Annotated in this window: 25 protein-coding genes; 10 read left to right on the top strand and 15 right to left on the bottom strand. The window is 70.1% G+C overall.

Features of this window, described 5'->3' with window-relative positions:
* Nucleotides 1–7: 7 nt before the first annotated feature.
* The 7 genes from ssuC to BLR99_RS03445 form a co-directional block, all read right to left on the bottom strand.
* Nucleotides 8–886, bottom strand: coding sequence for an aliphatic sulfonate ABC transporter permease SsuC (gene ssuC / locus BLR99_RS03420; protein ID WP_083369967.1), 879 nt, complete (start codon nucleotides 884–886; stop codon nucleotides 8–10).
* The gene (locus tag BLR99_RS03425; RefSeq protein ID WP_011796120.1) at nucleotides 883–1,257 is read right to left on the bottom strand and encodes a VOC family protein; all 375 of its coding nucleotides are present in this window, start codon (nucleotides 1,255–1,257) and stop codon (nucleotides 883–885) included. The genes ssuC and BLR99_RS03425 overlap by 4 nt, the downstream gene beginning before the upstream one ends.
* Before the next feature lie 25 nt (nucleotides 1,258–1,282).
* Nucleotides 1,283–2,458 (bottom strand): FMNH2-dependent alkanesulfonate monooxygenase, encoded by a 1,176-nt coding sequence (gene ssuD, locus BLR99_RS03430; protein WP_011796121.1) that lies wholly within the window; start codon nucleotides 2,456–2,458, stop codon nucleotides 1,283–1,285.
* 41 nt (nucleotides 2,459–2,499) lie between these two features.
* Nucleotides 2,500–2,706, bottom strand: coding sequence for a hypothetical protein (locus BLR99_RS03435; protein ID WP_041827502.1), 207 nt, complete (start codon nucleotides 2,704–2,706; stop codon nucleotides 2,500–2,502).
* A 35-nt stretch (nucleotides 2,707–2,741) separates the two neighbouring features.
* On the bottom strand, nucleotides 2,742–3,731 hold the full coding sequence (locus tag BLR99_RS03440; RefSeq protein WP_011796122.1) for a sulfonate ABC transporter substrate-binding protein: 990 nt from the start codon (nucleotides 3,729–3,731) through the stop codon (nucleotides 2,742–2,744).
* Between the two features lie 170 nt (nucleotides 3,732–3,901).
* Nucleotides 3,902–4,033, bottom strand: a complete 132-nt coding sequence (locus tag BLR99_RS23635) for a hypothetical protein (RefSeq protein WP_258868821.1) — start codon at nucleotides 4,031–4,033, stop codon at nucleotides 3,902–3,904.
* A gap of 52 nt (nucleotides 4,034–4,085) precedes the next feature.
* The gene (locus tag BLR99_RS03445) at nucleotides 4,086–5,111 is read right to left on the bottom strand and encodes a sulfate ABC transporter substrate-binding protein (RefSeq protein WP_011796123.1); all 1,026 of its coding nucleotides are present in this window, start codon (nucleotides 5,109–5,111) and stop codon (nucleotides 4,086–4,088) included.
* Nucleotides 5,112–5,318: 207 nt separating this feature from the next.
* On the opposite strand from BLR99_RS03445, the gene BLR99_RS03450 reads away from it, so the two are divergent.
* Together BLR99_RS03450 and mnmC are read left to right on the top strand one after the other, a co-directional pair.
* Nucleotides 5,319–5,591: an oxidative damage protection protein gene (locus BLR99_RS03450; RefSeq protein WP_011796124.1), complete on the top strand. Its 273-nt coding sequence runs from the start codon at nucleotides 5,319–5,321 to the stop codon at nucleotides 5,589–5,591.
* A 156-nt stretch (nucleotides 5,592–5,747) separates the two neighbouring features.
* Nucleotides 5,748–7,655, top strand: coding sequence for a bifunctional tRNA (5-methylaminomethyl-2-thiouridine)(34)-methyltransferase MnmC2/FAD-dependent 5-carboxymethylaminomethyl-2-thiouridine(34) oxidoreductase MnmC1 (gene mnmC, locus BLR99_RS03455; RefSeq protein WP_011796125.1), 1,908 nt, complete (start codon nucleotides 5,748–5,750; stop codon nucleotides 7,653–7,655).
* 29 nt (nucleotides 7,656–7,684) lie between these two features.
* Here the strand turns inward: mnmC and BLR99_RS03460 are convergent, their stop codons facing one another.
* The 3 genes from BLR99_RS03460 to BLR99_RS23645 form a co-directional block, all read right to left on the bottom strand.
* Nucleotides 7,685–8,923 (bottom strand): MFS transporter, encoded by a 1,239-nt coding sequence (locus BLR99_RS03460; RefSeq protein WP_074686853.1) that lies wholly within the window; start codon nucleotides 8,921–8,923, stop codon nucleotides 7,685–7,687.
* A 228-nt stretch (nucleotides 8,924–9,151) separates the two neighbouring features.
* Nucleotides 9,152–9,364: an AvrPphF family type III effector gene (locus tag BLR99_RS23640; RefSeq protein WP_017439501.1), complete on the bottom strand. Its 213-nt coding sequence runs from the start codon at nucleotides 9,362–9,364 to the stop codon at nucleotides 9,152–9,154.
* A gap of 5 nt (nucleotides 9,365–9,369) precedes the next feature.
* On the bottom strand, nucleotides 9,370–9,654 hold the full coding sequence (locus BLR99_RS23645; RefSeq protein ID WP_157774166.1) for an AvrPphF family type III effector: 285 nt from the start codon (nucleotides 9,652–9,654) through the stop codon (nucleotides 9,370–9,372).
* Between the two features lie 528 nt (nucleotides 9,655–10,182).
* Here BLR99_RS23645 and BLR99_RS03470 point away from each other — a divergent pair.
* The 7 genes from BLR99_RS03470 (at nucleotide 10,183) to BLR99_RS03500 (ending at nucleotide 17,493) form a co-directional block, all read left to right on the top strand.
* The gene (locus tag BLR99_RS03470) at nucleotides 10,183–10,986 is read left to right on the top strand and encodes a sulfite exporter TauE/SafE family protein (protein ID WP_011796128.1); all 804 of its coding nucleotides are present in this window, start codon (nucleotides 10,183–10,185) and stop codon (nucleotides 10,984–10,986) included.
* Nucleotides 10,987–11,014: 28 nt separating this feature from the next.
* A complete protein-coding gene (locus BLR99_RS03475) occupies nucleotides 11,015–12,865 on the top strand; it encodes a nitrite/sulfite reductase (RefSeq protein ID WP_011796129.1) in 1,851 nt (616 codons plus the stop codon).
* A 31-nt stretch (nucleotides 12,866–12,896) separates the two neighbouring features.
* Nucleotides 12,897–13,277: a DUF934 domain-containing protein gene (locus BLR99_RS03480; RefSeq protein WP_011796130.1), complete on the top strand. Its 381-nt coding sequence runs from the start codon at nucleotides 12,897–12,899 to the stop codon at nucleotides 13,275–13,277.
* A 47-nt stretch (nucleotides 13,278–13,324) separates the two neighbouring features.
* On the top strand, nucleotides 13,325–14,281 hold the full coding sequence (gene cysD / locus BLR99_RS03485) for a sulfate adenylyltransferase subunit CysD (RefSeq protein WP_011796131.1): 957 nt from the start codon (nucleotides 13,325–13,327) through the stop codon (nucleotides 14,279–14,281).
* Between the two features lie 183 nt (nucleotides 14,282–14,464).
* Nucleotides 14,465–15,814, top strand: a complete 1,350-nt coding sequence (locus BLR99_RS03490; protein WP_041827503.1) for a sulfate adenylyltransferase subunit 1 — start codon at nucleotides 14,465–14,467, stop codon at nucleotides 15,812–15,814.
* A 113-nt stretch (nucleotides 15,815–15,927) separates the two neighbouring features.
* A complete protein-coding gene (fdxA, locus tag BLR99_RS03495) occupies nucleotides 15,928–16,251 on the top strand; it encodes a ferredoxin FdxA (RefSeq protein ID WP_011796133.1) in 324 nt (107 codons plus the stop codon).
* A gap of 165 nt (nucleotides 16,252–16,416) precedes the next feature.
* Nucleotides 16,417–17,493, top strand: coding sequence for an NAD(P)/FAD-dependent oxidoreductase (locus BLR99_RS03500; RefSeq protein ID WP_046059508.1), 1,077 nt, complete (start codon nucleotides 16,417–16,419; stop codon nucleotides 17,491–17,493).
* A gap of 140 nt (nucleotides 17,494–17,633) precedes the next feature.
* Here the strand turns inward: BLR99_RS03500 and BLR99_RS03505 are convergent, their stop codons facing one another.
* The 4 genes from BLR99_RS03505 to BLR99_RS23345 all read right to left on the bottom strand — a co-directional run bounded on the left by BLR99_RS03505 (nucleotide 17,634) and on the right by BLR99_RS23345 (nucleotide 21,963).
* A complete protein-coding gene (locus BLR99_RS03505; RefSeq protein ID WP_011796135.1) occupies nucleotides 17,634–17,972 on the bottom strand; it encodes a hypothetical protein in 339 nt (112 codons plus the stop codon).
* Nucleotides 17,973–18,287: 315 nt separating this feature from the next.
* A complete protein-coding gene (locus tag BLR99_RS03510) occupies nucleotides 18,288–19,250 on the bottom strand; it encodes an FHA domain-containing protein (protein WP_011796136.1) in 963 nt (320 codons plus the stop codon).
* A 25-nt stretch (nucleotides 19,251–19,275) separates the two neighbouring features.
* A complete protein-coding gene (locus BLR99_RS03515; RefSeq protein WP_041828059.1) occupies nucleotides 19,276–21,480 on the bottom strand; it encodes a TOMM precursor leader peptide-binding protein in 2,205 nt (734 codons plus the stop codon).
* Between the two features lie 213 nt (nucleotides 21,481–21,693).
* Nucleotides 21,694–21,963, bottom strand: a complete 270-nt coding sequence (locus BLR99_RS23345) for a hypothetical protein (RefSeq protein ID WP_225981105.1) — start codon at nucleotides 21,961–21,963, stop codon at nucleotides 21,694–21,696.
* On the opposite strand from BLR99_RS23345, the gene xopAJ reads away from it, so the two are divergent.
* Nucleotides 21,944–22,612, top strand: coding sequence for a XopAJ/AvrRxo1 family type III secretion system effector zeta toxin (gene xopAJ, locus BLR99_RS23350; RefSeq protein WP_289623145.1), 669 nt, complete (start codon nucleotides 21,944–21,946; stop codon nucleotides 22,610–22,612). The genes BLR99_RS23345 and xopAJ overlap by 20 nt on opposite strands.
* A gap of 6 nt (nucleotides 22,613–22,618) precedes the next feature.
* Here the strand turns inward: xopAJ and BLR99_RS03525 are convergent.
* On the bottom strand, nucleotides 22,619–22,936 hold a 318-nt coding region (locus tag BLR99_RS03525), incomplete at its 5' end, for a transposase (protein WP_139160132.1).

A 22,936-nucleotide genomic window follows, 5' to 3' on the forward strand; every position in this document is an offset into this window, starting at 1 on the left:
CCTTCGTTCATGCCTTGGCCTGGTAGCCGGGATGCCACCGCAGCCACCAGTGCTCCAGGCCGCGCGCGAACACGTCCGCCAGCTTGCCCAGCAGCGCGTAGAGCAGGATGCCCACGAGCACCACGTCGGTCTGCAGGAACTCGCGCGCGTTCATCGTGAGGTAGCCGATGCCGGCCTGCGCGGAGATGGTTTCCGCCACGATCAGGATCACCCACATGAGCCCCAGCGAAAAGCGCAGGCCCACGAGGATGGAGGACATCGCTCCGGGCAGGATCACCTCGCGGTAGAGCTGCCAGCGCGAGAGCCCGTAGGTGCGGCCCATCTCGATCAGGCCCGGATCGACGTTGCGGATGCCGTGGAAGGTGTTGAGGTAGATCGGGAAGAACACCGAGACCGCGATCAGGAACACCTTGGCCGATTCGTCGATGCCGAACCAGAGGATCACCAGCGGGATGAGCGCCAGCGCGGGGATGTTGCGCACCATCTGCACGGTGGAATCCAGCAGCGTTTCCGCCCAGCGCAGCGAGCCGGTGAGCAGCCCGAGCAGCAGGCCCAGGCCGCCGCCGATCGCCAGGCCCGCCAGCGCGCGGCCCGCGCTCACCTTCACGTGGGTCCACAGCTCGCCGGATTCGCCGAGCTGCCAGGCGGCCTTGAGCACATCGGACGGTGCCGGCAGCACGCGGCTGGACAGCCATCCCTGGGCCGAGGCCACCTGCCAGGCCGCGATCAGCGCCACCGGCACCAGCCAGGGCAGCAGGCGCTGCCCCACGGCCGCGGCCCACTGCCGCATGGGCGCAGGCAGGCCCGCTGCGGGCGCATCGGGTGTTTCGGTGGCGGCGGACACCTGCAGTTCGCGCACCGCGGGGGAGATGGCGGGACCCGTCATGCCAGCGCTCCTGCTTCCGCGTCGGGCTCCAGGAACTCGAGCTGGTTGCCTGCCGGGTCCTTCACGTAGAAGCGCAGGTAGCCCGGAAGCGCCCGGTTTTCCACCAGGGGAAGTTCGGCCCGCAGCAGGCGGCCGCGGAGTTCGGGCAGGTTGTCCACTTCGAACGCCAGGTGCGCCGCCGCGGGCGCCGGCTGCCAGCGCGTGGTGGGCACCAGGGCGATGCGCTGGCGGCCCGCCGCGAAATGCAGGGCGTTCTCGGCCGGATACCGCACCTCGGCCAGGCCGAGCAGGCCGGCGTAGAAGGCGCGCATGGCGCCCTCCTCGCCCGCGGGAAACGGCAGTTGCACGTGGTTGATGGAATGGATGGCCATGGGAATCTCCTGTTGCGCGGACCGCTCAGCTCTGCGCCGCGCGCGGCACGTACTGGTTGCCCACGATTTCGCCGAAAGGCCCGGTCAGGGGCCCCGCCGCGCGGCCGCCGCCGATGCGCTCGCGCACCTCGGCGGGCAGCAGCGGGAACACCAGTTCCGCGAAGCGGTAGGCCTCTTCCAGGTGCGGATAGCCGGAGAGCACGAAGGTGTCGATGCCCAGGTCCGCGTACTCCTGCATGCGCGCGGCCACGGTCTGCGGATCGCCCACCAGCGCCGTGCCCGCGCCGCCGCGCACCAGGCCCACGCCGGCCCAGAGGTTGGGGCTGATCTCCAGGTCCGCGCGGGAGCGGCGGGTGCCCCCGGCGTGCAGCGCGGCCATGCGGCGCTGCCCTTCGGAATCCATGCGCGAGAACACGGCCTGCGCCTGGGCCACGGTCTCGTCCTGCACGCGGCTGATGAGCTCTTCCGCCGCGGCCCATGCGGCCGCATCGGTCTCGCGCACGATCACGTGCAGCCGTATGCCGAAGCGCACCGTCCGGCCCCGTTGCGCGGCGCGGGCGCGCACGTCGGCCACCTTCTGCGCCACCGCGGCCGGCGGCTCGCCCCAGGTGAGGTAGGTATCGACCTGCTCCGCCGCGAGGTCGTGCGCGGCCTCGGACGAGCCGCCGAAGTACACCGGCGGATAGGGCTTCTGCACCGGCGGGTAGAGCAGCTTGGCGCCCTTCACCGACAGGTGCTCTCCCTCGTAGTCGAAGGTGCCGCCCTCGTGGCTGCGCGACAGGATCTCGCGCCAGATACGGATGAATTCCTCCGACTGTGCATAGCGCTGGGCATGGTCCAGGAAGACACCGTCGCCCTCCAGTTCCGTGCGGTCGCCGCCCGTCACGAGGTTGATGAGCAGGCGCCCGCCCGACAGGCGGTCGAAGGTCGCGGCCATGCGAGCGGCCAGGGCCGGCTGGTGCAGGCCCGGGCGCACCGCCACGAGGAACTTCAGGCGCCGTGTCACGGGCGCGAGTGCCGAGGCGACCACCCAGGGGTCCTCGCAGGAGCGGCCCGTGGGGATCAGCACCCCTTCGTAGCCCAGGGTATCGGCGGCCGTGGCCACCTGGCGCAGGTAGTCGTAGTGGACGGCGCGGGCACCCTCGGACGTCCCGAGGTAGCGGCTGTCGCCGTGGGTGGGAATGAACCAGAACACGTGCATGGGAGGCTTTCTCGATCAGTGGGGAACGGAGGTGGGCAGAGTCAATAGGAAATGGCAAAGCACGGCCCGGATGCGGGCAGGGGCACCGCGGGCAGCACATGCCGCGCGGTGCGCTGCGCCAGGTGCGGATGCGGGACCGCCGCGCCGGGCGCACGCACCGTGGGGCGGAGTCCCCAGGCGCGTGCGGTCACCGCCAGCAGGCGCCGCGCGGCCGGCCCGGGGGCCGTGGACGATGGCAGGATGGACATGGGGTGCTCCTTCGGGCGGACGGGCCGGGCGCCGGCTACAGCAGCTCCACCGGCGCGGCCTGGAGCACGTCGAGCTTTTTCGGTATCAGCTTGAGGGCGAAGAAGGTGTCCGCGATGGCCTGCTGCTCGGCCAGGATCTCGCGGGTCACGGCCCGCGTGCCGTAGCCCACGCGGCCGACGAAGAGTTCGGTCACCGCAAGGTCCAGGCCCAGCACCTGGGACAGTTCCGCGGCGGCTTCGGCCTTGTGGCCCGAAACCCATTGGTCGATGCCGTCCACTTCCTCGATCGCGATGCGCAGCACGTCCGCGTTGCGGCTGGCGAAGTCGCGCGAGGTGAAGTAGAAGGCCCGGTTGTTCACCACGCCCGTGGCGTCGGCCAGGATGCGGGCGTCCAGCGCCTTCTGCGCCGCCGCGAGGAACGGGTCCCAGATCACCCAGGCATCCACGGCGCCGCGCTCGAACGCGGCGCGCGCGTCCGGCGGCGCCAGGAACACGGACTGCACGTCGCGGTACTGCAGGCCGTTCTTCTCCAGCAGTTTCGCCAGGAAATAGTGCACGTTGGAGCCCTTGTTGTAGGCCACGCGCTTGCCCTTCAGGTCGGCCACGCTGCGGATGGCCGAGTCCTTGGGCACCACCACGGCCTCCAGCGCCGGGCGCGGCACCGTGGCGCCGGCATACACGAGCGGCGCGCGCGCGGCCTGGGCGAAGATCGGCGGGGCCTCGCCCACGTCGCCGAAATCGATGGAGCCGACGTTCAGCGCCTCCAGTTGCACCGGGCCGGCATTGAATTCCGTCCAGGTCACCTTCACGCCGACGGCCGCGAGGCGCTTCTCCAGCGTGCCGCGCGCCTTCAGCAGGGAGAGCCACCCCTTCTGGTGGCCCACCCGCAGCGTGCGCGCGGCACCGGCAGACTGCGACCAGGCCGGCAGCGCGGCCAGGGCGGCAGCGCCCGCGCCGGCAGCCAGCCAGCGGCGGCGGGAGGTGGATGGTGCGGTGCGCGCGGGGGATTCGAACAGCGGGACCATGAGGGAACTCCAATCTCTGCGGTATGTCGGGGTGGCGGGCAGGCAGCGCTCCGCCCGGGGGCGGGCACAGCGGCCTCGCCCCGGGGGCCGGCATGGCCGGCGGAAGGCAAACGGGGCGGGAAAGACCGGTGCGCGGGCCGCCCCGCGTCGGCGGCGGCGGCGCGGACCGGTCAGACGCTACATCGCACCTGCTCGAAGGGGACCGGCGTGAAGCGCACCGGCAGCCGCAGGGGCGTGGCATCGGGCCAGCCGGCGGACCGCGGGCGCTCCGAAGGGCTTGCGGCGATCAGGAGAACGGACATGGACGGGCCTTGCGGTGGGGGTGGTCGATGGGCGGGCGCGGCGGCCGTGCGATCACTTCTTCGTGTAGATCTGATCGAAGCTCGCGCCGTCGGCGAAGTGGTCCTTGTCGGCCTTGCCCCAGCCGCCGAATGCCTGGTCGATGGTGGCGAGCGTGAGCTTGGGGAACTGCGCGTCGTACTTGGCCTTCGCCTTCTCGCCGGTCGGCCGGTAGAAATGCCTGCCGGCGATGTCCTGGGCTTCGTCCGAATACAGGTACTTGAGGTATTCCTCGGCCACGGCGCGCGTGCCCTTCTTGTCCACCACCTTGTCCACCACGGCGACGCTCGGCTCGGCCAGGATGGAAAGCGAGGGGGCGACGATCTGGAACTTCTCCGCGCCGAACTCCTTCAGGGCCAGGAAGGCTTCGTTCTCCCAGGCCAGGAGCACGTCGCCCACGCCGCGCTGCACGAAGGTGATCGTGGAGCCGCGGGCGCCGGTATCGAGCACCGGCACGTTCTTGTAGAGCTTGCCGACGAATTCCCTGGCCTGCGCATCGCCGCCGTACTTGCGCTTGGCGTATTCCCAGGCGGCCAGGTAGTTCCAGCGCGCGCCGCCGGAGGTCTTGGGATTGGGGGTGATCACCTGCACGCCGGGCTTCACCAGGTCGTCCCAGTCCTTGATGCCCTTGGGATTGCCCTTCTTGACGAGGAACACGATCGTGGAGGTGTACGGGGCGGAGTTGTGCGGCAGGCGCTTCTGCCAGTCGGGCCTGACCAGGCCGCCGTTCTTCACCAGCGCATCGATGTCGCCGCCCAGGGCCAGCGTGGCCACGTCGGCATCGATGCCGTCGATGATCGAGCGGGCCTGCTTGCCCGAGCCGCCGTGGGACTGCCTGACCTGCACATCCTGCCCGGTCTTGCCCTTCCAGTACTTCGCGAACGCCTGGTTGTAGTCCACATACAGCTCCCGCGTGGGGTCGTACGACACGTTGAGCAGCTGCACCGGCTGCTGGGCGATGGCCGGCGTGGCCAGGACGCCGGCGGAACCTGCGAGGGCGGCGGCGGCGGGAAACTTGATAAAGTGGCGGCGAAGGTTCATGGGGAGCTTTCCAATGGGAATCCTGGGCGGTGCTGTAGAGCACGGCACCGATGCAGCGCATTCTGGAAGCCGCCCCTCAAAACTGAAACTACTGAAATTTCAGTTTTAAATTTCCAAATCATCTTTGGAGCCGAACCGCTTCCCTCGCGTCTCCCGGCAATCCCTGGAAACTCGCATTTCTCTTTCCGTCAGAACAAGGAAATTCCCATGGCACGTACCGTCCAGTGCATCAAGCTCGGCAAGGAAGCCGAAGGCCTCGACTTCCCTCCCTACCCGGGCGAACTGGGCAAGCGCATTTTCGAGAACGTGAGCAAGGAGGCCTGGGCCGGCTGGCTCAAGCACCAGACCATGCTCGTGAACGAGAACCGCCTGAACCTCGCCGATGCGCGCGCGCGCCAGTACCTCGCGCGCCAGATGGAGCAGCACTTCTTCGGCGGCGGCGCGGATGCCGCTGCGGGCTACGTGCCGCCCAGCGCCTGACGCGCGGGCGGAGCCGGCTCCCCTGCCGGGCCGCGCTTCCCCCCTCCGCACTGCAAGCCCGGCCCCGCCGGGCTTTCTTTTTTTCCGCCCCCGTCCGCGCTCTGCGACTGACACGGCGCAACCTTGCGCACCCCGCGGCGCCCCGACAATCGCCGCATGTCCGAACCCATCGACTGGCTCCCCGACGGCACCCCGTTCAATCCGCGCTTCGGCGACCGCTACCACAGCCACACCGGGCTCGCGCAGGCACGCGAAGTCTTCCTGCGCGGCTGCGGCCTGCCCGGGGCGTGGGCCGGCCAGGCGATGTGGCGGGTGCTGGAGACCGGCTTCGGCTGCGGGCTGAATTTCCTCGCCACCTGGGCCGCCTGGCGGGCCGACCCGGCGCGGCCCCGGCTGCTGCATTTCGTGTCCTGCGAAGCGTTTCCCGTCTCAGCGGACGACCTGCTGCGCTCCATGCAGGGGCATGGCGAGCTGGAACCCCTGGCCCGCGCGCTGCATGCGCAGTACTGGGGCCTGCTGCCCGGCGTGCACCGGCTCGCCTTCGAGGGCGGGCAGGTGCTGCTCACGCTCTACATCGGCGACGCGCAGGCGATGCTGCGCCAGCAGCAGCCGGTGGCCGATGCGGTGTACCTGGACGGCTTCAGCCCGCAGGTGAACCCGGAGCTGTGGGACGTGCACACGCTCAAGGCCGTGGCGCGCTGCTGCCGCCGCGGCACGCGCCTGGCCACCTGGAGCGTGGCCGGCGCGGTGCGCGAAGGGCTCGCGCAGTGCGGTTTCCGGGTGCAGAAGGTGCCCGGCCTGCCCCCGAAGCGCAGCAACCTGCAGGCGGAGTTCGATCCGGCCTGGGAGCCGCGCCCCGTGCAGCCGGAGCTGCCCGACGTGCGCGTGGCGGGCGGACCGTCGAGCGTGCTGGTCATCGGCGGAGGGCTGTCGGGCGCCGCCGTGGCGGCGAGCCTCGCGCGGCGCGGCTGGCAGGTGCGGGTGCTGGACCAGGGCGCGGAACCCGCGGCCGGCGCCTCGGGCCTGCCGGCCGGCGTGTTCGCGCCGCATGTGTCGCCCGACGACAGCCTGCTCTCGCGCCTGTCGCGCTGCGGCGTGCGGGCCACGCTGCAGGCCCTGGAGGCATCCGGCCTGTCGGAAGGCGAGGACTGGAGCGCCTGCGGCGTGCTGGAGCACGAGGTGGATGGCAAGCACCGCCTGCCGCCTGCCTGGGCCGGGGATGCCGCGGTGGGCGCCGAATGGAGCCGCCCCGCCGATGCCGCGGCGCTGGAGGCCGCTGGCCTGCCCGGAGCCACCGTCGCCTATTGGCATGCGCGTGGCGGATGGCTGCGGCCGGCCCGGCTGGTGCGCGCGCTGCTGGCGCACCCTGGCATCCACTGGCAGGGCCGCAGTGCCGTGGCACGGCTGGAGCCCGTGGCCGCTCCCGGTGGCGCCACGCACTGGCAGGCATATGGCAGCGACGGCACGGTGCTCGCCGAAGCGCCCCACGTGGTGGTGGCCGCTGGCTACGGCAGCCGCCCCTGGCTACCCGCCCGCTACCCGATCCATCCGCTGCGCGGCCAGGTGAGCTGGGGCACGCGGGCGGACAGCCCGGCCGCCGCCTGGCCGCCCTTCCCCGTCAACGGCCATGGCAACCTCGTGCCGCATGCGGGCACGGCGGGGGGAGGCATCTGGGTGATGGGCTCGACCTTCGAGCGCGGCCAGACGGAACTGCCCCCCGCGCCCCAGGAACAGGCGCAGGCCCATGCGGCCAATGCCGCGAAGCTGGAACAACTGCTGCCGGCGCTGGCGCAGGGGCTCGCACCCGCCATCGCCGGCCCGGGCGCCGCCCCCGGCCACTGGGCGGCCGTGCGCTGCACCGCGCCCGACCGGCTGCCTTTCGTGGGGCCGGTGGATGCCGCACGGCAGGCCGGGCTCTGGGTCTGCGCCGCGATGGGCGCGCGCGGGCTCACGCTGTCGCAGCTGTGCGGGGAACTGCTGGCCGCCCGCATGATGGGCGAGCCGCTGCCTGTGGAGGTGCGTCTGGCGCGGGCGCTGTCCACCGAGCGGCTTCCTGCGGACTGAGACCTCATGGCCCGGCCCGGGCGGAGCGCTCAGCCCGGCGGTGCCTTCGCCTTCCGTGCCGGAATCCACACGCCGAGCATGGCCGCCGCCGCGAGCGAGAGCAGCCCGGTGACGGCGATGCCCCTCGCCAGCGAAACGGTGGCCACCAGCGCCGACAGCAGCGCCGGCCCGCAGGAGCCGCCCAGGTCCGACAGGAAGCGCCACACGGCCAGGAAGTATTGCCGGCCATGGCGCGGCGCGAAGTCCGCGCCCAGCGTCATGATCAGGCCCGAGCCGATGCCGTTGCCGAAACCGATCGCCGTCGCGGCGATCAGCAGCGTCGCGAAACCGCCGGTGAACGGCATCGCGAGCAGCGCCAGCCCGATGATCGCCATGGACGGCACGGCCACCCAGCGGCGGCCCTTGAGGTCCATCACCCGCCCGGCCGGGTAGAACAGGAGCATCTCGATGCCGCCGGCGATGCCGTAGATCACCGAGGTGACCGCCGGCGCCAGCAGCAGGTGGTCCGCCCACAACGGGATCACTGCCTGCCGCGAAGCGCGCACCGCGCTCACCAGCGCCACCCCGAGCCCCAGGGTCAGGAACACCCGGCGGTGGTCCGCCAGGATGGAACCCAGGCCGACGGGCGCCGGGGCCGGCGTGCCCGCGGGATGCGGCGGGGCCACGAGGTCCGGCAGGCGGGCCCCGACGGCCGCCGCCGCGAGCACGCCCGCGATGCCGACGGCGAAGGCCGCCTTCAGCCCGAAGGCATGCACGGCTGCCGCGGAAAGAAACGGCCCGATGAACATGCCGATGCGCATCACCCCGCCCAGCGTGGACAGGGCACGGGCGCGGTAGGCGGCCGGCACGGCCTCCGTCAGGTAGCTCTGGCGTGCCAGGTTGTAGATGGCCTGGGACATGCCCACCATGCAGCAGCCGATCGCCAGCGGCACGACGCCCGGCAGCAGCACGGCCAGTGCCATCCCGATGGCGCTCCACAGGCCCGCCGCGACGATCGCCCAGCGCTCGCCCCAGCGTATCGTGATGTACGACGCGGGAATGTTGTTCAGCAGCGAGCCCAGCCCGATCAGCGTGACCACGAAGGCCGCCATCGAGACCGATGCGCCCAGCTCCCGGGCCAGCAGCGGCACGATCGGCAGGATGGCCCCCTCGCCCATCCCGAACAGCAGCGACGGCCCGAAGGCCGGCAGCGCGATCCGGCGCCAGGAGAAAGCATCGGCGCCGGTGCTGGCGGCTGGGGGACAAGCGGGGGGCGTGGTGTCGTTCATGGGCGAGGCGCTGCGGCAGGCGGCAGGGGGCGGCGAACGCCCGGCGCCAACGATACGCCAAGTCTGCGCGCCGCACCGGCCAGATCGTGGAATGGACCTCCACACTGGCGGATACGCGCAAGCGGTCAACTCAAACCGCCCTTGAGCTCCAATCCCTGACCTGAGAGCCTGCTGAGTTGCCGCGTGGATGAACGAGCCGCGAAGGCCGCGCGCTTTGCTACTGTCTGCTCAATCCACAATGGTGACGGGAACTTTGGCGCCTTCAGGCAGGGTGACGATCAGTGCCCGGGCATCGTTGTCCTGGCCGTATCGGGCGCCTATGTCGAGGAACACCTCTCCACCGCCGGCCGCGCGCAATGCACCAAGTGTCATCATGGTGAGTACGTGCGAGTCACTGGTCGCGTAGCTCCTCAAGCCTGCGTAGGCGCCTGACCCGAACATCACATTCAGGACAGGTCAGGCAAATGCATCGCATCCATTTCAGCAGGCTTGAATGATCCTGGCATGTACGGGTTCTCGGCAATAGCGAAATGGTTCCTGATCCTGGCGCCCGACTGGGGATGCCCGCTCAGGGTTCCATCCTGGACCCACTGTCTTTCCGTAACCCGGAAGAACACCGAATCATCATTCAGCTTCAACTGACTGCACGGGTCGTGCTTTTTTAGAAACGCCGCGCGTTCTGCCGGAGGAAGGGTGTTGACCGACGGAAAGACTCGCCCGTTTTTCAGCACATACGACCCATCCTGCAGCCCGATGCCAGAGGGGTGGTTCCTGGGCGGCGAAGGAAGCGCTGCGCGAAGCGCCGATCTGGAGGCGCCAGAGGCGTGACCGCCCCGAGGTGATAGAGCGTCATGCCGGATCATCCCCCCGGATCGCGAGTTGCCTGCTTCTTGCCCCTGGTTCGATCCATATGCCGCCCCAAGCCCTGAAGCACTGAGCGACGACCGTGCGGCCACCGATTTGGATCCTGCGCATCCCATTTTCTTCCTCGATCAAAAGCTGACTTGACACGTTGCCCAGTCGAACCGCGACTGTGGCTACCGTTGACGACCAACGGGTGAACGGTCCAGCTTGTACCTGCTCCAAGCCCCCGGAGAACCAAAGTACGCGAAGCGGCGACAGGCACTGCGAAAACCTGAGCCTCGCGATAGAGGAATGCCGCTTCAAATTGCGCCCGAAAACCGATATACATATATCGATATACCTGCAGGAGCAAACAATAGTTTGAAACCATAAGACGAGACCCTACAGTCACGCCCATGCATGACCTGGCGTTCGTTTTCGCGGGATTCGCGGTGGGCCTGATCGTCGGCCTCACCGGGGTCGGTGGCGGCTCCCTGATGACGCCCGTTCTGATCTTCTTTTTCGGCGTCAAGCCCCACCTGGCCATCGGCACGGACCTGCTGTTCGCCGCGTTCACCAAGATGGGCGGCACCGTGAGCCTGGCCCGCCAGCGCCTCGTGCCCTGGCGCGTGGTGGCCCTGCTGTGCGCGGGCAGCATCCCCTCGGCCCTGCTGGCCCTCTGGGCGCTGCGCACCATCGGCCCGGCCAGCGGCACCGCGCAGCACCTGATGACCACCACCCTGGGCGGCGCCCTGCTGCTCACGGCCGCCGCCACGCTGTACAAGGCCTTCGTCTTCTCCCCGGCCCGCCAGGCCGCCGAACGCGCCGCCCGCCAGAGCGGGGGCGAACAGGCCGACCGCCCCCGCCACTGGAGCCTGCCCGTGCTGCTGGGCGCGCTGATCGGCACCCTGGTCACCTTCACGTCCGTGGGTGCCGGCGCGATCGGCGTCACCGTGCTGCTGATGGTGTTCCCCCTGCTGCCGCTGCCGCGGGTGATCGCCGCGGACATCGCCTATGCCGTGCCGCTGACGCTGGTGGCGGGCCTGGGCCATGCCAGCCTCGGCTCCGTGGATTGGCCGCTTCTCGCACAATTGCTGGCCGGCTCCCTGCCGGGCATCTGGCTGGGCTCGCGGCTCGTCTCCCGCGCGCCGGAGCGGTTCATCCGCTCGGCCCTTTCCGTGCTGCTCGCCTGGGCGGGCGCCAAACTGGTTCTGATCTGAGTGCGCCCGCGAGGCGCGCAACCCCACCATGTACCAATACACAGAATTCGACCAACAGTTCATCCGCCTGCGCGCGGACCAGTACCGCGACCAGCTGGAGCGCTTCCAGGCGGGCAAGCTCTCCGGCGACGAGTTCAAGCCGCTGCGCCTGCAGAACGGCTGGTACGTGCAGCGCTATGCGCCCATGCTGCGCGTGGCCGTGCCCTACGGCGAACTCTCGAGCGGCCAGCTGCGCGTGCTGGCCCGCATCGCCCGCGAATACGACATCCCCGAGCCGGCGCTGCTGGCCGAGGCCCAGGCCACGCAGGAAAAGCTCGGCGACATCCCGCTCGCCGACGGCCGCCGCATCGGCACGCGCCTGAAGTATGGCTACGGCCACTTCACCACGCGCACGAACGTGCAATACAACTGGATCCCGCTGGACAAGAGCGCCGACGTGATGGACCTGCTGGCCTCCGTGCACATGCACGGCATCCAGACCAGCGGCAACTGCATCCGCAACATCACCAGCGACGCGCTGGCCGGCATCGCCGCCGACGAGATCGCCGATCCGCGGCCTTTCGCCGAGATCCTGCGCCAGTGGAGCACGCTGCACCCCGAGTTCGCCTTCCTGCCGCGCAAGTTCAAGGTGTCGCTCAACGGCGCCCGCGAAGACCGCGCCGCGCTCGGCTGGTACGACGTGGGCCTGCAGCTCGTGAAGAACGGGGCCGGCGAGCTGGGCTTCCAGGTGCGCGTGGGCGGCGGCATGGGCCGCACGCCGGTCATCAGCCCGGTGGTGCGCGAGTTCCTGCCCTGGAACCAGCTCATGAACTACCTGGAGGCGGTGATCCGCGTCTACAACCGCTACGGTCGCCGCGACAACCTCTGGAAGGCGCGCATCAAGATCCTCGTGAAGTCCGAGGGCCAGACCTACGTGGACCAGGTGGAAGAGGAATTCCGCCAGATCGTCGAGGTGGAAGGCGGCCCCCACACCATCACGCAGGCCGAGTACGACCGCGTGGCCGCCTGCTTCCACGACCCCGTGCCCGACCTGGGCGGCGCGGACGCCGAGAGCCAGACGCTCTCGCTGCTGCGCGCGGCCGCCGAAGGCGACCAGGGCTTCGGCCGCTGGCTCACGCGCAACGTGCTGCCGCACCGCCATCCGCTGCTGCGCGCCGTGGTGCTGTCGTTCAAGCGCGTCGGCCATGCGCCCGGCGACGCCACGGCCGACCAGATGGACGCGGCCGCCGACCTGGCCGACCGCTACTCCTGCGGCGAGGCCCGCGTGACGCACGAGCAGAACCTGCTGCTGCCCTGGGTGCGCGCCGACCAGCTGCCCGCGCTCTACCAGGAAGCGCGCGCGCTGGGCCTGGCCCAGCCCAACATCGGCCTGCTGACCGACATGATCGCCTGCCCCGGCGGCGACTTCTGCTCGCTCGCCAACGCGCGCTCGCTGCCCATCGCCGAAGCCATCACCGAGCGCTACCAGGACCTGGACGAGCTGTGGGACCTGGGCGAGATCGACCTGCACATCAGCGGCTGCATCAACTCCTGCGGCCACCACCACAGCGGCCACATCGGCATCCTGGGCGTGGACAAGGACGGCAAGGAGTGGTACCAGATCACGCTCGGCGGCGCCGACGGCACCGACCTGTCGGGCCCGGCCGTGCCCGGCAAGATCATCGGGCCGTCCTTCAGCGCGGCCGAGGTGCCCGGCGTGATCGAGGCGCTGCTGGCCACCTACCGCGACCAGCGCCAGCCGCTGTCGCCCGAGGCCGCCGGCAGCGCCCGCGGCCAGAAGCACGAGCACTTCATCGACACCGTGCGCCGCGTCGGCATCGAGCCCTTCAAGGCCGCCGCCAACGCCGCGCGACATCCCGCCGAGAGCGTGGCCGCCTGAGCCCGAGCACCGCATTCCCACGAGAGACACCATGAAAATCATCGCCGCCCACGATCCGGCAGCCACCGAGCCGGGGCACCACGTGCTGGCCATGCCCAACGACGCCGATCCGCTCGTGCAGGACCTGGCGGGCATCGAACGCATCGACCTGCATTTCCCCAAGTTCACCGATGGCCGCGCCTTCAGCCAGGCCCGCCTGCTGCGCCAGCGGCGCGGGTTCCGCGGCGAGATCCGCGCCACGGGCGACGTGCTGATCGACCAGCTCGTGCAGATGGCACGCTGCGGCTTCGACGTGGCCGTGCTGCGCGAAGGCGTGGACCTGGCCGATGCGCAGCGCCAGTTCGACCGCTTCCACGCCTTCTACCAGGGCGATGCCGCGCACCCCCTGCCCCACTTCCGGGACGCCGCCTGACGCGGCCGCCGCCCCCTTTTTTTCCACGAGCTTCCACGAGCCGACGCATGAACGCCCGCACCGAACCCCATGTGCTGAACCAGCTCAGCAACCGCCATCTCGACGCGCTGGAAGAAGAAACCATCTTCATCCTGCGCGAGGTGGCCGCCGCCTTCGAACGCCCCGCCCTGCTTTTCTCGGGCGGCAAGGATTCGCTGGTGATGCTCAAGTGCGCAGAGAAGGCCTTCCTGGACACGAAGGGGCCCTCCGGCAGCCGGGGCCGCATCCCCTACCCGCTGCTGATGATCGACACCGGCCACAACTTCCCCGAGGTCACGGATTTCCGGGACTTCCGCGCGAAGGAACTGGGCGCCGAGCTGATCGTGCGCAGCGTGGAGGATTCGATGGCGCGCGGCACGGTGCGCCTGGCCCATCCGGGCGAGAGCCGCAACGTGCACCAGTCGGTGACGCTGCTGGAGGCCATCGAGGAATTCCGCTTCGACGCGCTGATCGGCGGCGCGCGGCGCGACGAGGAAAAGGCCCGCGCCAAGGAACGCATCTTCTCGCACCGCGACAGCTTCGGCCAGTGGGCTCCGAAGGCCCAGCGGCCCGAGCTGTGGACGCTGTTCAACACGCGACTGGCCCCGGGCGAGCACTTCCGCGTGTTCCCCATCAGCAACTGGACCGAGCTGGACGTGTGGCAGTACATCGACCGCGAGCAGATTGCCCTGCCCTCGCTCTACTACGCACACCAGCGTGCGGTGGTCGAGCGCAAGGGCCTGCTCGTGCCGGTGACCGAACTCACGCCGCCCCGCGAGGGCGAGCAAGTGGTGACGCGCGAGGTGCGCTTCCGCACCGTGGGCGACATCACCTGCACCTGCCCCGTGGCCAGCGACGCCGCGACGGCGGCGGACATCGTGATCGAGACGCTGGCCGCCGACGTGAGCGAGCGCGGCGCCACCCGCATGGACGACAAGACCAGCGATGCCTCGATGGAAAAGCGCAAGAAAGACGGATATTTTTGAAGGCATCCCCCTGAGGCGCTGCGCGCCTTGCCCCTTCTCTCGCCGGGCTGCGCCCGGCCGGAAGGGGGACACCGCCAGTGCGGCGGGGCGGCCCTTGCACGGCGGTTCTCGCCTGGGCCGCGTCCATTTTTAACGCCCCGCGTGGGCGACTGAAAGAGTTGGATGACTAACACGACTGATTCGATGGCTGCCAAGGCAGCCACTACCACTTCGGCAGGCCGGGACGACCACGAAGCGGCGTTGCGCTTCATCACCTGCGGCAGCGTGGACGACGGCAAGAGCACGCTGATCGGGCGCCTGCTGGTGGACAGCCGCGCCGTGCTGCAGGACCACCTGGCCGGGGTGACGCGCGGCGGCGAGACCGACCTGGCGCTGCTCACCGACGGCCTCTCGGCCGAGCGCGAGCAGGGCATCACCATCGACGTGGCCTACCGCTATTTCGCGACCGAGACGCGCAAGTTCATCATCGGCGACGCACCGGGCCACGAGCAGTACACCCGCAACATGGTCACGGCCGCCTCCAGCGCCGACGCGGCCGTGGTGCTGGTCGATGCCACCAAGCTCGACTGGCGCGACCCGCAGCTCGCGCTGCTGCCGCAGACCCGCCGCCACTCCCTGCTGGTGCACCTGCTGCGCGTGCATTCGCTGGTGTTCGCCGTGAACAAGCTCGACGCGGTGGACGACCCCGCCCTCGCCTGGCGCCACATCCGGGCCGCGCTGGAAGCCTTCGCCCGGACGGCCGGCATCGCCGTGCGCGCCACCGTGCCCGTGTCCGCGCTCAAGGGCTGGAACGTGGTCGATGCGCAGCCCGGCTGGTGCGGCTACGAAGGCCCGGGCCTGCTGCAGATCCTGGAGCAGCTGCCCCACACGCCCGCAGACACCGGACTGGCGCTGGCCTTCCCGGTGCAGTGGGTGGAGAAATTCTCGTCTTCGGCGGACACCACGCAGGGCCGCCGCGTGTTCTGGGGCCGCGTCGCCGCGGGCCAGGTCGCGCCCGGCACGGAAGTGCAGGTGTTCCCGAGCGGCCAGCTCGCCCGCGTGGCGCAGGTGCTCGACCACGCCCGCCGACCGCACACCGTGCAGGCCGGCACCAGCGCGGGCATCATCCTCGACCGCGAGGTGGACGTCTCGCGCGGCGACTGGATCCTGGCCGCGCCCACCCCCGCGGCAGCGGCCGCCGCGGACGATTTCGACACCCCGGCGCCGGTGCCCGCCTGGCCGGCGCGCCGCGAGATCCGCGCCACCGTGGCCTGGATGGACGACGAGCCCCTGGTGGCCGGCCGCGTGTACTGGGCGCTGCACGGCCACCGCTGGGTCAAGGCCAAGGCGCAGCGCGTGGTGCACCGCCTGAATATCCACACGCTGGCCGAGGAAGACGCCGCGCAGCTGGAGCCCAACGCCATCGGCCACGTGGAACTGCTGCTGCAGGAGGCCCTGCCCGCCGCGCCGTTCGGCCAGGCCCGGGTACTGGGTTCCCTGATCCTCGTGGACACCGCGAGCCACCGCACCGCCGCGGCCGTGCTGGTGAACTGAACCGGCCCGCTTCCCCCGCCGCCCCTTCCTGCGACAGCGCAAGGGGCGCAGGGACACTCCGGCCCGAACCGCCCTAAAATTGCGGGTTACCCCCGACCCAAAGACTGCCTCTCATGACTCACGTCGTCTCCGAAAACTGCATCAAGTGCAAGTACACCGATTGCGTGGACGTGTGCCCCGTGGACTGCTTCCGCGAAGGCCCGAACTTCCTCGTGATCGACCCCGACGAGTGCATCGACTGCGCCGTGTGCATTCCCGAGTGCCCGGCCAACGCGATCTACGCCGAGGAAGACCTGCCCGCCGACCAGCAGGCCTTCATCAAGCTCAACGCCGAGCTCGCCCCGCAATGGAAGAGCATCACCAAGCGCAAGGCCTCGCTGCCCGACGCCGACGAGTGGAACGGCAAGCCCGGCAAGATCGCCGACCTCATCCGCTAGACATGGATACATCCCCCCGGGCGGCTGCGCCGCTCCCTCCTTCTCTGGCGGCGCTTCGCTGGCCGGAAGGGGGGCGACGCCCGCGCGGCGGGGCGGCCCTTGCGCGGCGCCTGCCCGCCTGGGCCGTGGCAGATTCAAGCGCTGCGGTCCCCACTTGAAAATGTGATGGAAAACGCTCGCCTCATCGAAGCCGATGCGGTCGTCATCGGCGCGGGGCCCGTGGGGCTCTTCCAGGTCTTCCAGCTCGGCCTGCAGGGCATCGCCGCGCATGTGGTGGACGCCCTGCCCCACGTCGGCGGCCAGTGCGCCGAGCTCTACGCCGACAAGCCCATCTACGACATCCCGGGCGTGCCCGTGTGCACCGGCCGCGAGCTGGTGGCATTGCTGAACCGGCAGATCGCGCCGTTCTCCCCGCAACTGCACCTTTCCCAGCGCGTCGAGACGCTGCAGCCCGCCCCCGATGGCGGCTTCCTGCTCGCCACCGATGCCGGCGCCGCACTGCATGCACGCACCGTGTTCATCGCGGCCGGCGTGGGGGCCTTCGTTCCGCGCACGCTCAAGATCGATGGCATCGAACGCTTCCACGGCACGCAGGTGTTCCACCACGAAGAGCCCGCGCCCACCCGCGGCCGGCAGGTGGTCGTCCTGGGGGGCGAAGACACGGCCGTGGCACGCGCCATCGCCTGCGCGGAGCCTGGCCCCGAGGCCGCCGCGAGCGTCACCCTGGTGCACCGCCGCGACGCCTTCCAGGCCGCTCCGCAGGACCTGGCGCGGCTGCAGGCACTGCGCGACAGCGGCCGCATCCGGGTGCTGGCCGCCCAGGTCACGGGCATCGAGGCCGCGGCGCAGGCGGGAACGCCGGAACCGGGCCGGCTCACTGGCGTGCGGCTCCTCGCTTCCGATGGTACGGAGCAGGGGCTGCCCCTGGACACGTTGCTGCTGTGCCTGGGCGTTTCGCCGCGCCTGGGTCCCGTCGCCGACTGGGGACTGGCGCTGGAGCGCAAGCAGGTGAAAGTGGACACGGCCACCTTTTCGGCCGGGGTTCCGGGGCTCTACGCGGTCGGCGACATCAACACCTACCCCGGCAAGCGCAAGCTCATCCTCTGCGGCTTCCACGAGGCCACGCTGGCCGCCTTCGCCGCGGCCGAGCATCTGGCCGGCTCGCCGGTCGCCCTGCAGTACACGACCACCAGCACCCGGCTCAAGGAACGACTGGGCGTCGCCGGAGCTGGCACCCCCTGAAAGACGAAAGCCCCTGGCAGCATGCCAGGGGCTTTCGTCCCGCGCCCTCTCCCTCCCAGAAGTGGCGCGGCTTCTTTCTTCTTGTTATCGCGACGGTTTCGCTTCTCCTCCCTGGCCGTGGCGGCCATGTTCTCGCAGTTTCAATCCGCGATCACCTGCAAGGCAGCGCCCACGCGGTGGGCATGCGCGCAGAGTGTCTTGAGCTCGCGCAGGAAATCGCTCAACGGTGTGTAGGGCAGCCGGTGCAGCACGCAGTCGCATTCGCTGCTCCAGCGCAGCAGATCGGCCCCATCCACGTGCATTTCGGCGCAGGTGCCGTGGTAGTGTCGCCAGAAGGCGGACAGGTAGCCTTGCTCGGGCGCGGTGCCCATCACGTGCTGGTAATACGACTCCCACAGGGTCTGCGGCTGCCAGAGTGCCCCCGCGGCCGCGCGCCTGGAGCGGGCTTGCGCTCCGGAAGACAGGGTGATGCATCGCATGTGGCACTGTCCCGCCCTGGTTCAGGCGCCTGCCCGGTGGGCCTGCCCGCGGGTCCCGCCGGCCCGCAGGCGTTCGCCGGTGCCTGCGCCGTGGACGAAATCGCTGTGCGGGAATCCGCCGGTCTGCCGAAGGGTTTGCGGTTGCTGCATGGCTGTTTTCTCAAAGAAGGTTTGCGAACCGGGCCGGTGCCCGGCCCCGTCTCCCCTCTCTGATACGGTGTAGTGCTTATAGCGTCTGCTATCGCAGCGCGATGACCGTAATCTAGAGAAAACCCGCGAAACAACCCATTACATGCGATTACAAACCGCGGCCGGTCACCCCGCTGCCGCCGGCCGCTCGCCCTCCAGCCGGCCGCTCTTGCGGATGCGGAAGGCATGGTCGCCGAACCGCACTTCCCCGCGGCGGCGTTCCACCACGGCCACCGTCTCGCCGGCCGCGCCCAGGGCATTCTGGATCTGCCGCCGCGCCCGGAAGAGCTGGATGTTCAGGTACGGGACATCGACCCCCAGCATCCGGGCCAGCGCATCGATGGCCAGCCAGCCCTGGCTGGCCATGGGCACGTCCTGCCGGGCATCCTGCAGGCGCTGGCGCACGAGCGTGAGCAGGGTGTAGTGGTGGATGCGCTCGCCCAGAGACAGCGACTGGCCGCCCAGGTGGATGTCCAGGCAGACGTGCTCCTCGTCCTGGCTCACGTCGAAGTCGAACAGCGGGGCCGGCAGCGCCGAGGCATGCGGCATGCGCGGCACGTCCTGGGTGGCGCCCAGGTCCTCGCAGAGCACGAACTCCCAGCGCTGGCCGCCCGCCTGGACGATGTGGCCGTCCAGCAGCGGCTGCACCTGGTCCATGCGGTCCCACCACCACCGACCTTCGGACTGGAACACGTTGGATTCGGCCTCGGAGGCATGGGGCAGCAGGTTTTCCTGGGTGTCCAGCACGCGCAGCACGGGTTCGCCCCCGAGCGGCCAGAGGCCGGTCCTGGGCGGCGATGCATCGACCAGGGTCCACACGGCCGCGACGGACGCGCCGAAACGGATTTCGGAGCCCTCCGCCAGGCCGTGCCAGTGCGCGGGCCGCATCCGGGCGTTGTCCAGCAGGGTGCCGTTGCGGCTCTGGTCGGCGACTTCCCAGCGCATGCCGGACCAGCGCACGATGGCATGGAGCTTGGACACATCGGCCTCCTGCAGTACCGTCCTGCACGAATCCGGGTGCCGGCCGAAGGTATGCAGGGGACGGAGCACGATGCTCCGGCCGCTCGAAAGGTTGCGCAAAATCGCCATCGTGCTCCGCAGGAACGCTTACAGGTCAGACGTAGAGGGGCCAGGGATTGAGGTCGCCCTCGTCCCGCGCGGCATCGCGCCATCCCATCGCCACGGGTACGCGCGACAGGCGGGGATTCGCGAGCTCCGGCCAGATATGGCAGGCGCCGGGAAGCGTGGTCTTGACGGTGCGCAGCGGAAGGTCCGGGCGCGAGTAATCGTGCACCACCACTTCCAGGCCGCACCTCCGGGCCGCCTCCACGCAGGCCGCGATGTCCGCACGGATACCGCCGCGTCCATCCGCTGCCGCGCGGGCGCGGACGGAGGACGCGATGCCACGATTATCCCCTCCTTCCGGCAGGAGGAACTCCGGGGATGCCCTGCGCAGGCCGTTCCAGTGCCCGGGCAGGGTCTTGCCCACCGCCACCAGTTGCACCAGCTCCGTCAGGGCCCGCTCGCAGGCCATGTCGGCATCCAGGCTGCATCCGAAACCCAACGCCCAGTCGCCGTCGGCGCGGCGGCCCACGGCGGCCACCACCGGGATGCAGAGATCGTGGGTCAGGTCCAGCGCCCAGAAGCTCCAGCCACTGCCGAGGGTGGAGCGCACGCGGCGCAGATGCTCCGGGTCGGCCCGGCCGAGATCGAACGCGGGCATCGCCAGTTCGTTGTACCACCAGATCGCCGTGGCGTCGCGCTCGACCACCTCCAGCAGCCCCTGCAGGACGGCCTCCTCGACGCCGTTGCCGGCGGCGCAGCCGTTCGAATTCCATTCGCCGTAGCGCGACCAGCGCCCGGGCACGCCCGCGTAGCAATGGGCGAGCGGCAGCAAGCACGGCGCTTCCCGCGTGAGCGACCACGCGGGGGTCCAGGCCAGAGGCACTCCTGGAGGATGGGGCAGCGTCCGCCGGACCCGGTCGTCCCCCGCGCCGGCCCGCGCACGCTGCCGGTCGCTGATGAACACCAGCGATCGCGGCCCGAAGGCCGGAGCGGGCAGCCCATCCTCGCGCGCCTCGGTCCAGGCTTCGTCGCCCTGGAAGCCGGCAGCGTAGCGCTCCACCGCCTCGCACAGCGCGCTCGCCTGCGCCTGGGCGGCGGTCATGCCCTTGCCGAGGCACCACCGCGCAGCCACCGGGCCGCCTTCCTGCAGGCCGGCCGGATGGAAGGCACTGCGATAGACCGTGATGGCGCCGGCTTCCGGCAGGGGCAGCGGCGAGCACTCCGTCACCACGCCGGCCCACGCGCCGACGGAGGGCTGCACGGCCTGGACCGTGGTGTCCGGGAGCACCGTGCGGGAACCGCCCCGTGCGCCCGGCAAGGCATGCACATCGCGCAGCTGCACGGGCTGCCGGGCCTGCCGCGCCATCCATCCGGCGTCCCCGCACCGCGGGCATTGGGGCCGCCGCGGCACCGACTGCCACGGTCCCGTATCGTCCTCCCCGCCACCCGGCCCCCGGGGGCTACCGAACACCGCGAACCGCCCAGGCACGGCATCGGCCAGCAGCCGGCGCACGGCTTCCTGCACCTGGCGCCAGCGCGGCGCCCGGCCCGCCGGGTCACTGAACAGGGGCACCAGCCCGTGCGAGCCCGGAACCTCCCGCTCCAGCCAGCCGCGCTCCGGGCTGTTGCGCCGCAGGCGGTGCAGGAAGCAGTGCCAGCACGGCCCCGGCCCGCCCGGCCGCAGCAGGGGGCCGGCGATGGACCGCGTGCCGCCCAGGCGTACCGGCATCCACCAGCGCGACCGGCCCGCCCGGAGCGCGCGCTCCCACTCCCCCGCCAGCCGGGGATCGAAATGGTCCTCGCACAGCACGAGGTCCACCCCCGCCACGGCCCCTCCACCGGCGGCATCCACCGTGGCACGCCAGGCCGGCAACCCGCCGGGCTCCACCAGCCAGGTCACGCTGCCGGCATCGCCCTCTTCCCGCACCGGCGCGGCATCCACGTGGGGAACGGCCCAGCCACCGGGAACCGCGCCGCGCGCGACGAGATCGCCGCGGCGCGCCAGCGCCTCCATCGCAGACAGCAGACCGGGCAGGTGCCGCGGGTTTCCGCCGGCCGCGCACCAGTCCGCAGGGGTCAGCGCACCGTCCACCAGTTGCGCGAGGATGGCCGACTCCGCAAAGCGCAGCAGGAATGCGCCCGCCTCCTCGACCAGGATCGGGGCGGTGGAGATGGACGTGGAGAACAGGGGCGCAGGGCGCGGCACCGCGCTGAAGCGGGGGTGCCAGCAAGGCACGGTATGAAACCAATCCATGGGCATCCACGGAGTATCGAGGCAACAAGACCCGGCCAGGGGGTCTTGCTCGAAAAGATGAAGAACGCAAGCCCGAATTCGCAGCCCAGTCACTGCATTCGGAGCGCAACCGGGGCGAGGACTGCAAAGCGCATAAATTGCCGCGTGACTTTAGCTGTGACTCCGCAGAGCTTCGACAGGCGAGCGATCCGTCGAGTCCGGCTGGCTTGCGGTTCACCTGACAACGTCGCGAGCTGAACAATCGGAATAGCGCCCACCAATGACAGACAGACTCAGCCGGCGAAATTCAGCGAATTCAACGCCCCGGCCCGTGACCAGCAACGCCGCTTCGATCAGCCGGCATGAAACGCCACCGCGCCCGACCTCCCGTCCGGTGCATGCGCTGCCAGCCGGCTTCCCGGCACCATCGCAGAGATCGCGCAGTTCATCGCCTTCACGGGTCAGGGCCTCACTGCCGGCAAAAGTGCCGGAGACATCGGGCAACAGGCCTGCGATCCGTTTGCCGGCCGCACCCAGGGGGTCGGACGAGATCTTCGGCCTGGGGGAACTCCCTCCTCCTGGCCAGTCCCGATGGGACTATTTGGCCCATCCTCAAAACTGGCGCCCCGAGCGGCGTCAATTGCATGACCGGCTGATCGGCGATGCGAAAACTGCAGCCCAGGATTTCGCCGAGGTGATCGAGCGCGGTGGCCACCCACCGACATTGTTCGCGTTGCGAGGCAATACGGCTGCGGGAAAGACACGCATGGCGACACAAACCATCCCCGTACTCGCCAATGCCCTCAAGGAGAGTGGCGGCGCCGGCTGTATTAATCCCGACATCTTCAAACGTTCGCTCGCAGAAACTCCAGAGGGAGCAAAACTTACCTCGGCGCAGGTACACGCCGAGTCGTGCATCCTCGCTGACCGGCTTGAAGACGAACTCCGATTGCAGAAGACCGCGAGCGGCGCGGCGATCAGCATGCTGGTCGATAAGCGACTGGCTGGAGCGCACGAAATCGACGCGTACATCAAGCTGGCTCAGGAGACCGGTCGCAAAATCGAGTTGTGCGATATTGATGCTCCACTCGAGCAGTCACTCATGGGCGTGCTGCAGCGCAAGCCCGAAGGTGACGCCCCCCGGCCACCCTAGAGCGTGTTATGAACTTCCCGCCGCAGCCAGCACCCGTGCGGCTGCAGGCAACATGAGCACGGCAAAGACCAGGAAATGCAGCCCGCCGAGCACTTCGGGTAGGCGCTCGTAGTCCCGCGTGAGTCTGCGGAATCTCGCCAGCCACCCGAAGCTGCGCTCTACCACCCAGCGCCGGGGCAGCAGCACGAAGCCCTTTTTCGCTTCGGGCAGCTTCACGATCTGCAGATCGATGCCGTTGTCCCTTGCAGCCTCTGCTGCCACCTCGCCCGTATAGCCCTGGTCCGCCCAGCCCAGCTTCACCGAGTGGCCCGTGGCCTGCTGTAC

This window comes from Paracidovorax citrulli, from assembly GCF_900100305.1.
GTDB classification, from domain to species: Bacteria; Pseudomonadota; Gammaproteobacteria; order Burkholderiales; family Burkholderiaceae_C; genus Paracidovorax; species Paracidovorax citrulli.

Bases quoted from the DNA above. Each gene is read 5' to 3' on its own strand.
- BLR99_RS23640 (WP_017439501.1), bottom strand. From the start codon at position 9,364: ATGTTCGGGTCAGGCGCCTACGCAGGCTTGAGGAGCTACGCGACCAGT.
- BLR99_RS03435 (WP_041827502.1), bottom strand. From the start codon at position 2,706: ATGTCCATCCTGCCATCGTCCACGGCCCCCGGGCCGGCCGCGCGGCGC.
- mnmC (WP_011796125.1), top strand. From the start codon at position 5,748: ATGTCCGAACCCATCGACTGGCTCCCCGACGGCACCCCGTTCAATCCG.
- BLR99_RS03515 (WP_041828059.1), bottom strand. From the start codon at position 21,480: ATGGATTGGTTTCATACCGTGCCTTGCTGGCACCCCCGCTTCAGCGCG.
- cysD (WP_011796131.1), top strand. From the start codon at position 13,325: ATGAACGCCCGCACCGAACCCCATGTGCTGAACCAGCTCAGCAACCGC.
- BLR99_RS03470 (WP_011796128.1), top strand. From the start codon at position 10,183: ATGCATGACCTGGCGTTCGTTTTCGCGGGATTCGCGGTGGGCCTGATC.
- ssuD (WP_011796121.1), bottom strand. From the start codon at position 2,458: ATGCACGTGTTCTGGTTCATTCCCACCCACGGCGACAGCCGCTACCTC.
- BLR99_RS03510 (WP_011796136.1), bottom strand. From the start codon at position 19,250: ATGGCGATTTTGCGCAACCTTTCGAGCGGCCGGAGCATCGTGCTCCGT.
- BLR99_RS03505 (WP_011796135.1), bottom strand. From the start codon at position 17,972: ATGCGATGCATCACCCTGTCTTCCGGAGCGCAAGCCCGCTCCAGGCGC.
- BLR99_RS03490 (WP_041827503.1), top strand. From the start codon at position 14,465: ATGGCTGCCAAGGCAGCCACTACCACTTCGGCAGGCCGGGACGACCAC.
- BLR99_RS03480 (WP_011796130.1), top strand. From the start codon at position 12,897: ATGAAAATCATCGCCGCCCACGATCCGGCAGCCACCGAGCCGGGGCAC.
- fdxA (WP_011796133.1), top strand. From the start codon at position 15,928: ATGACTCACGTCGTCTCCGAAAACTGCATCAAGTGCAAGTACACCGAT.
- BLR99_RS03475 (WP_011796129.1), top strand. From the start codon at position 11,015: ATGTACCAATACACAGAATTCGACCAACAGTTCATCCGCCTGCGCGCG.
- BLR99_RS03460 (WP_074686853.1), bottom strand. From the start codon at position 8,923: ATGAACGACACCACGCCCCCCGCTTGTCCCCCAGCCGCCAGCACCGGC.
- BLR99_RS23635 (WP_258868821.1), bottom strand. From the start codon at position 4,033: ATGTCCGTTCTCCTGATCGCCGCAAGCCCTTCGGAGCGCCCGCGGTCC.
- BLR99_RS03440 (WP_011796122.1), bottom strand. From the start codon at position 3,731: ATGGTCCCGCTGTTCGAATCCCCCGCGCGCACCGCACCATCCACCTCC.
- BLR99_RS03425 (WP_011796120.1), bottom strand. From the start codon at position 1,257: ATGGCCATCCATTCCATCAACCACGTGCAACTGCCGTTTCCCGCGGGC.
- ssuC (WP_083369967.1), bottom strand. From the start codon at position 886: ATGACGGGTCCCGCCATCTCCCCCGCGGTGCGCGAACTGCAGGTGTCC.
- BLR99_RS03445 (WP_011796123.1), bottom strand. From the start codon at position 5,111: ATGAACCTTCGCCGCCACTTTATCAAGTTTCCCGCCGCCGCCGCCCTC.
- BLR99_RS03500 (WP_046059508.1), top strand. From the start codon at position 16,417: ATGGAAAACGCTCGCCTCATCGAAGCCGATGCGGTCGTCATCGGCGCG.
- BLR99_RS03450 (WP_011796124.1), top strand. From the start codon at position 5,319: ATGGCACGTACCGTCCAGTGCATCAAGCTCGGCAAGGAAGCCGAAGGC.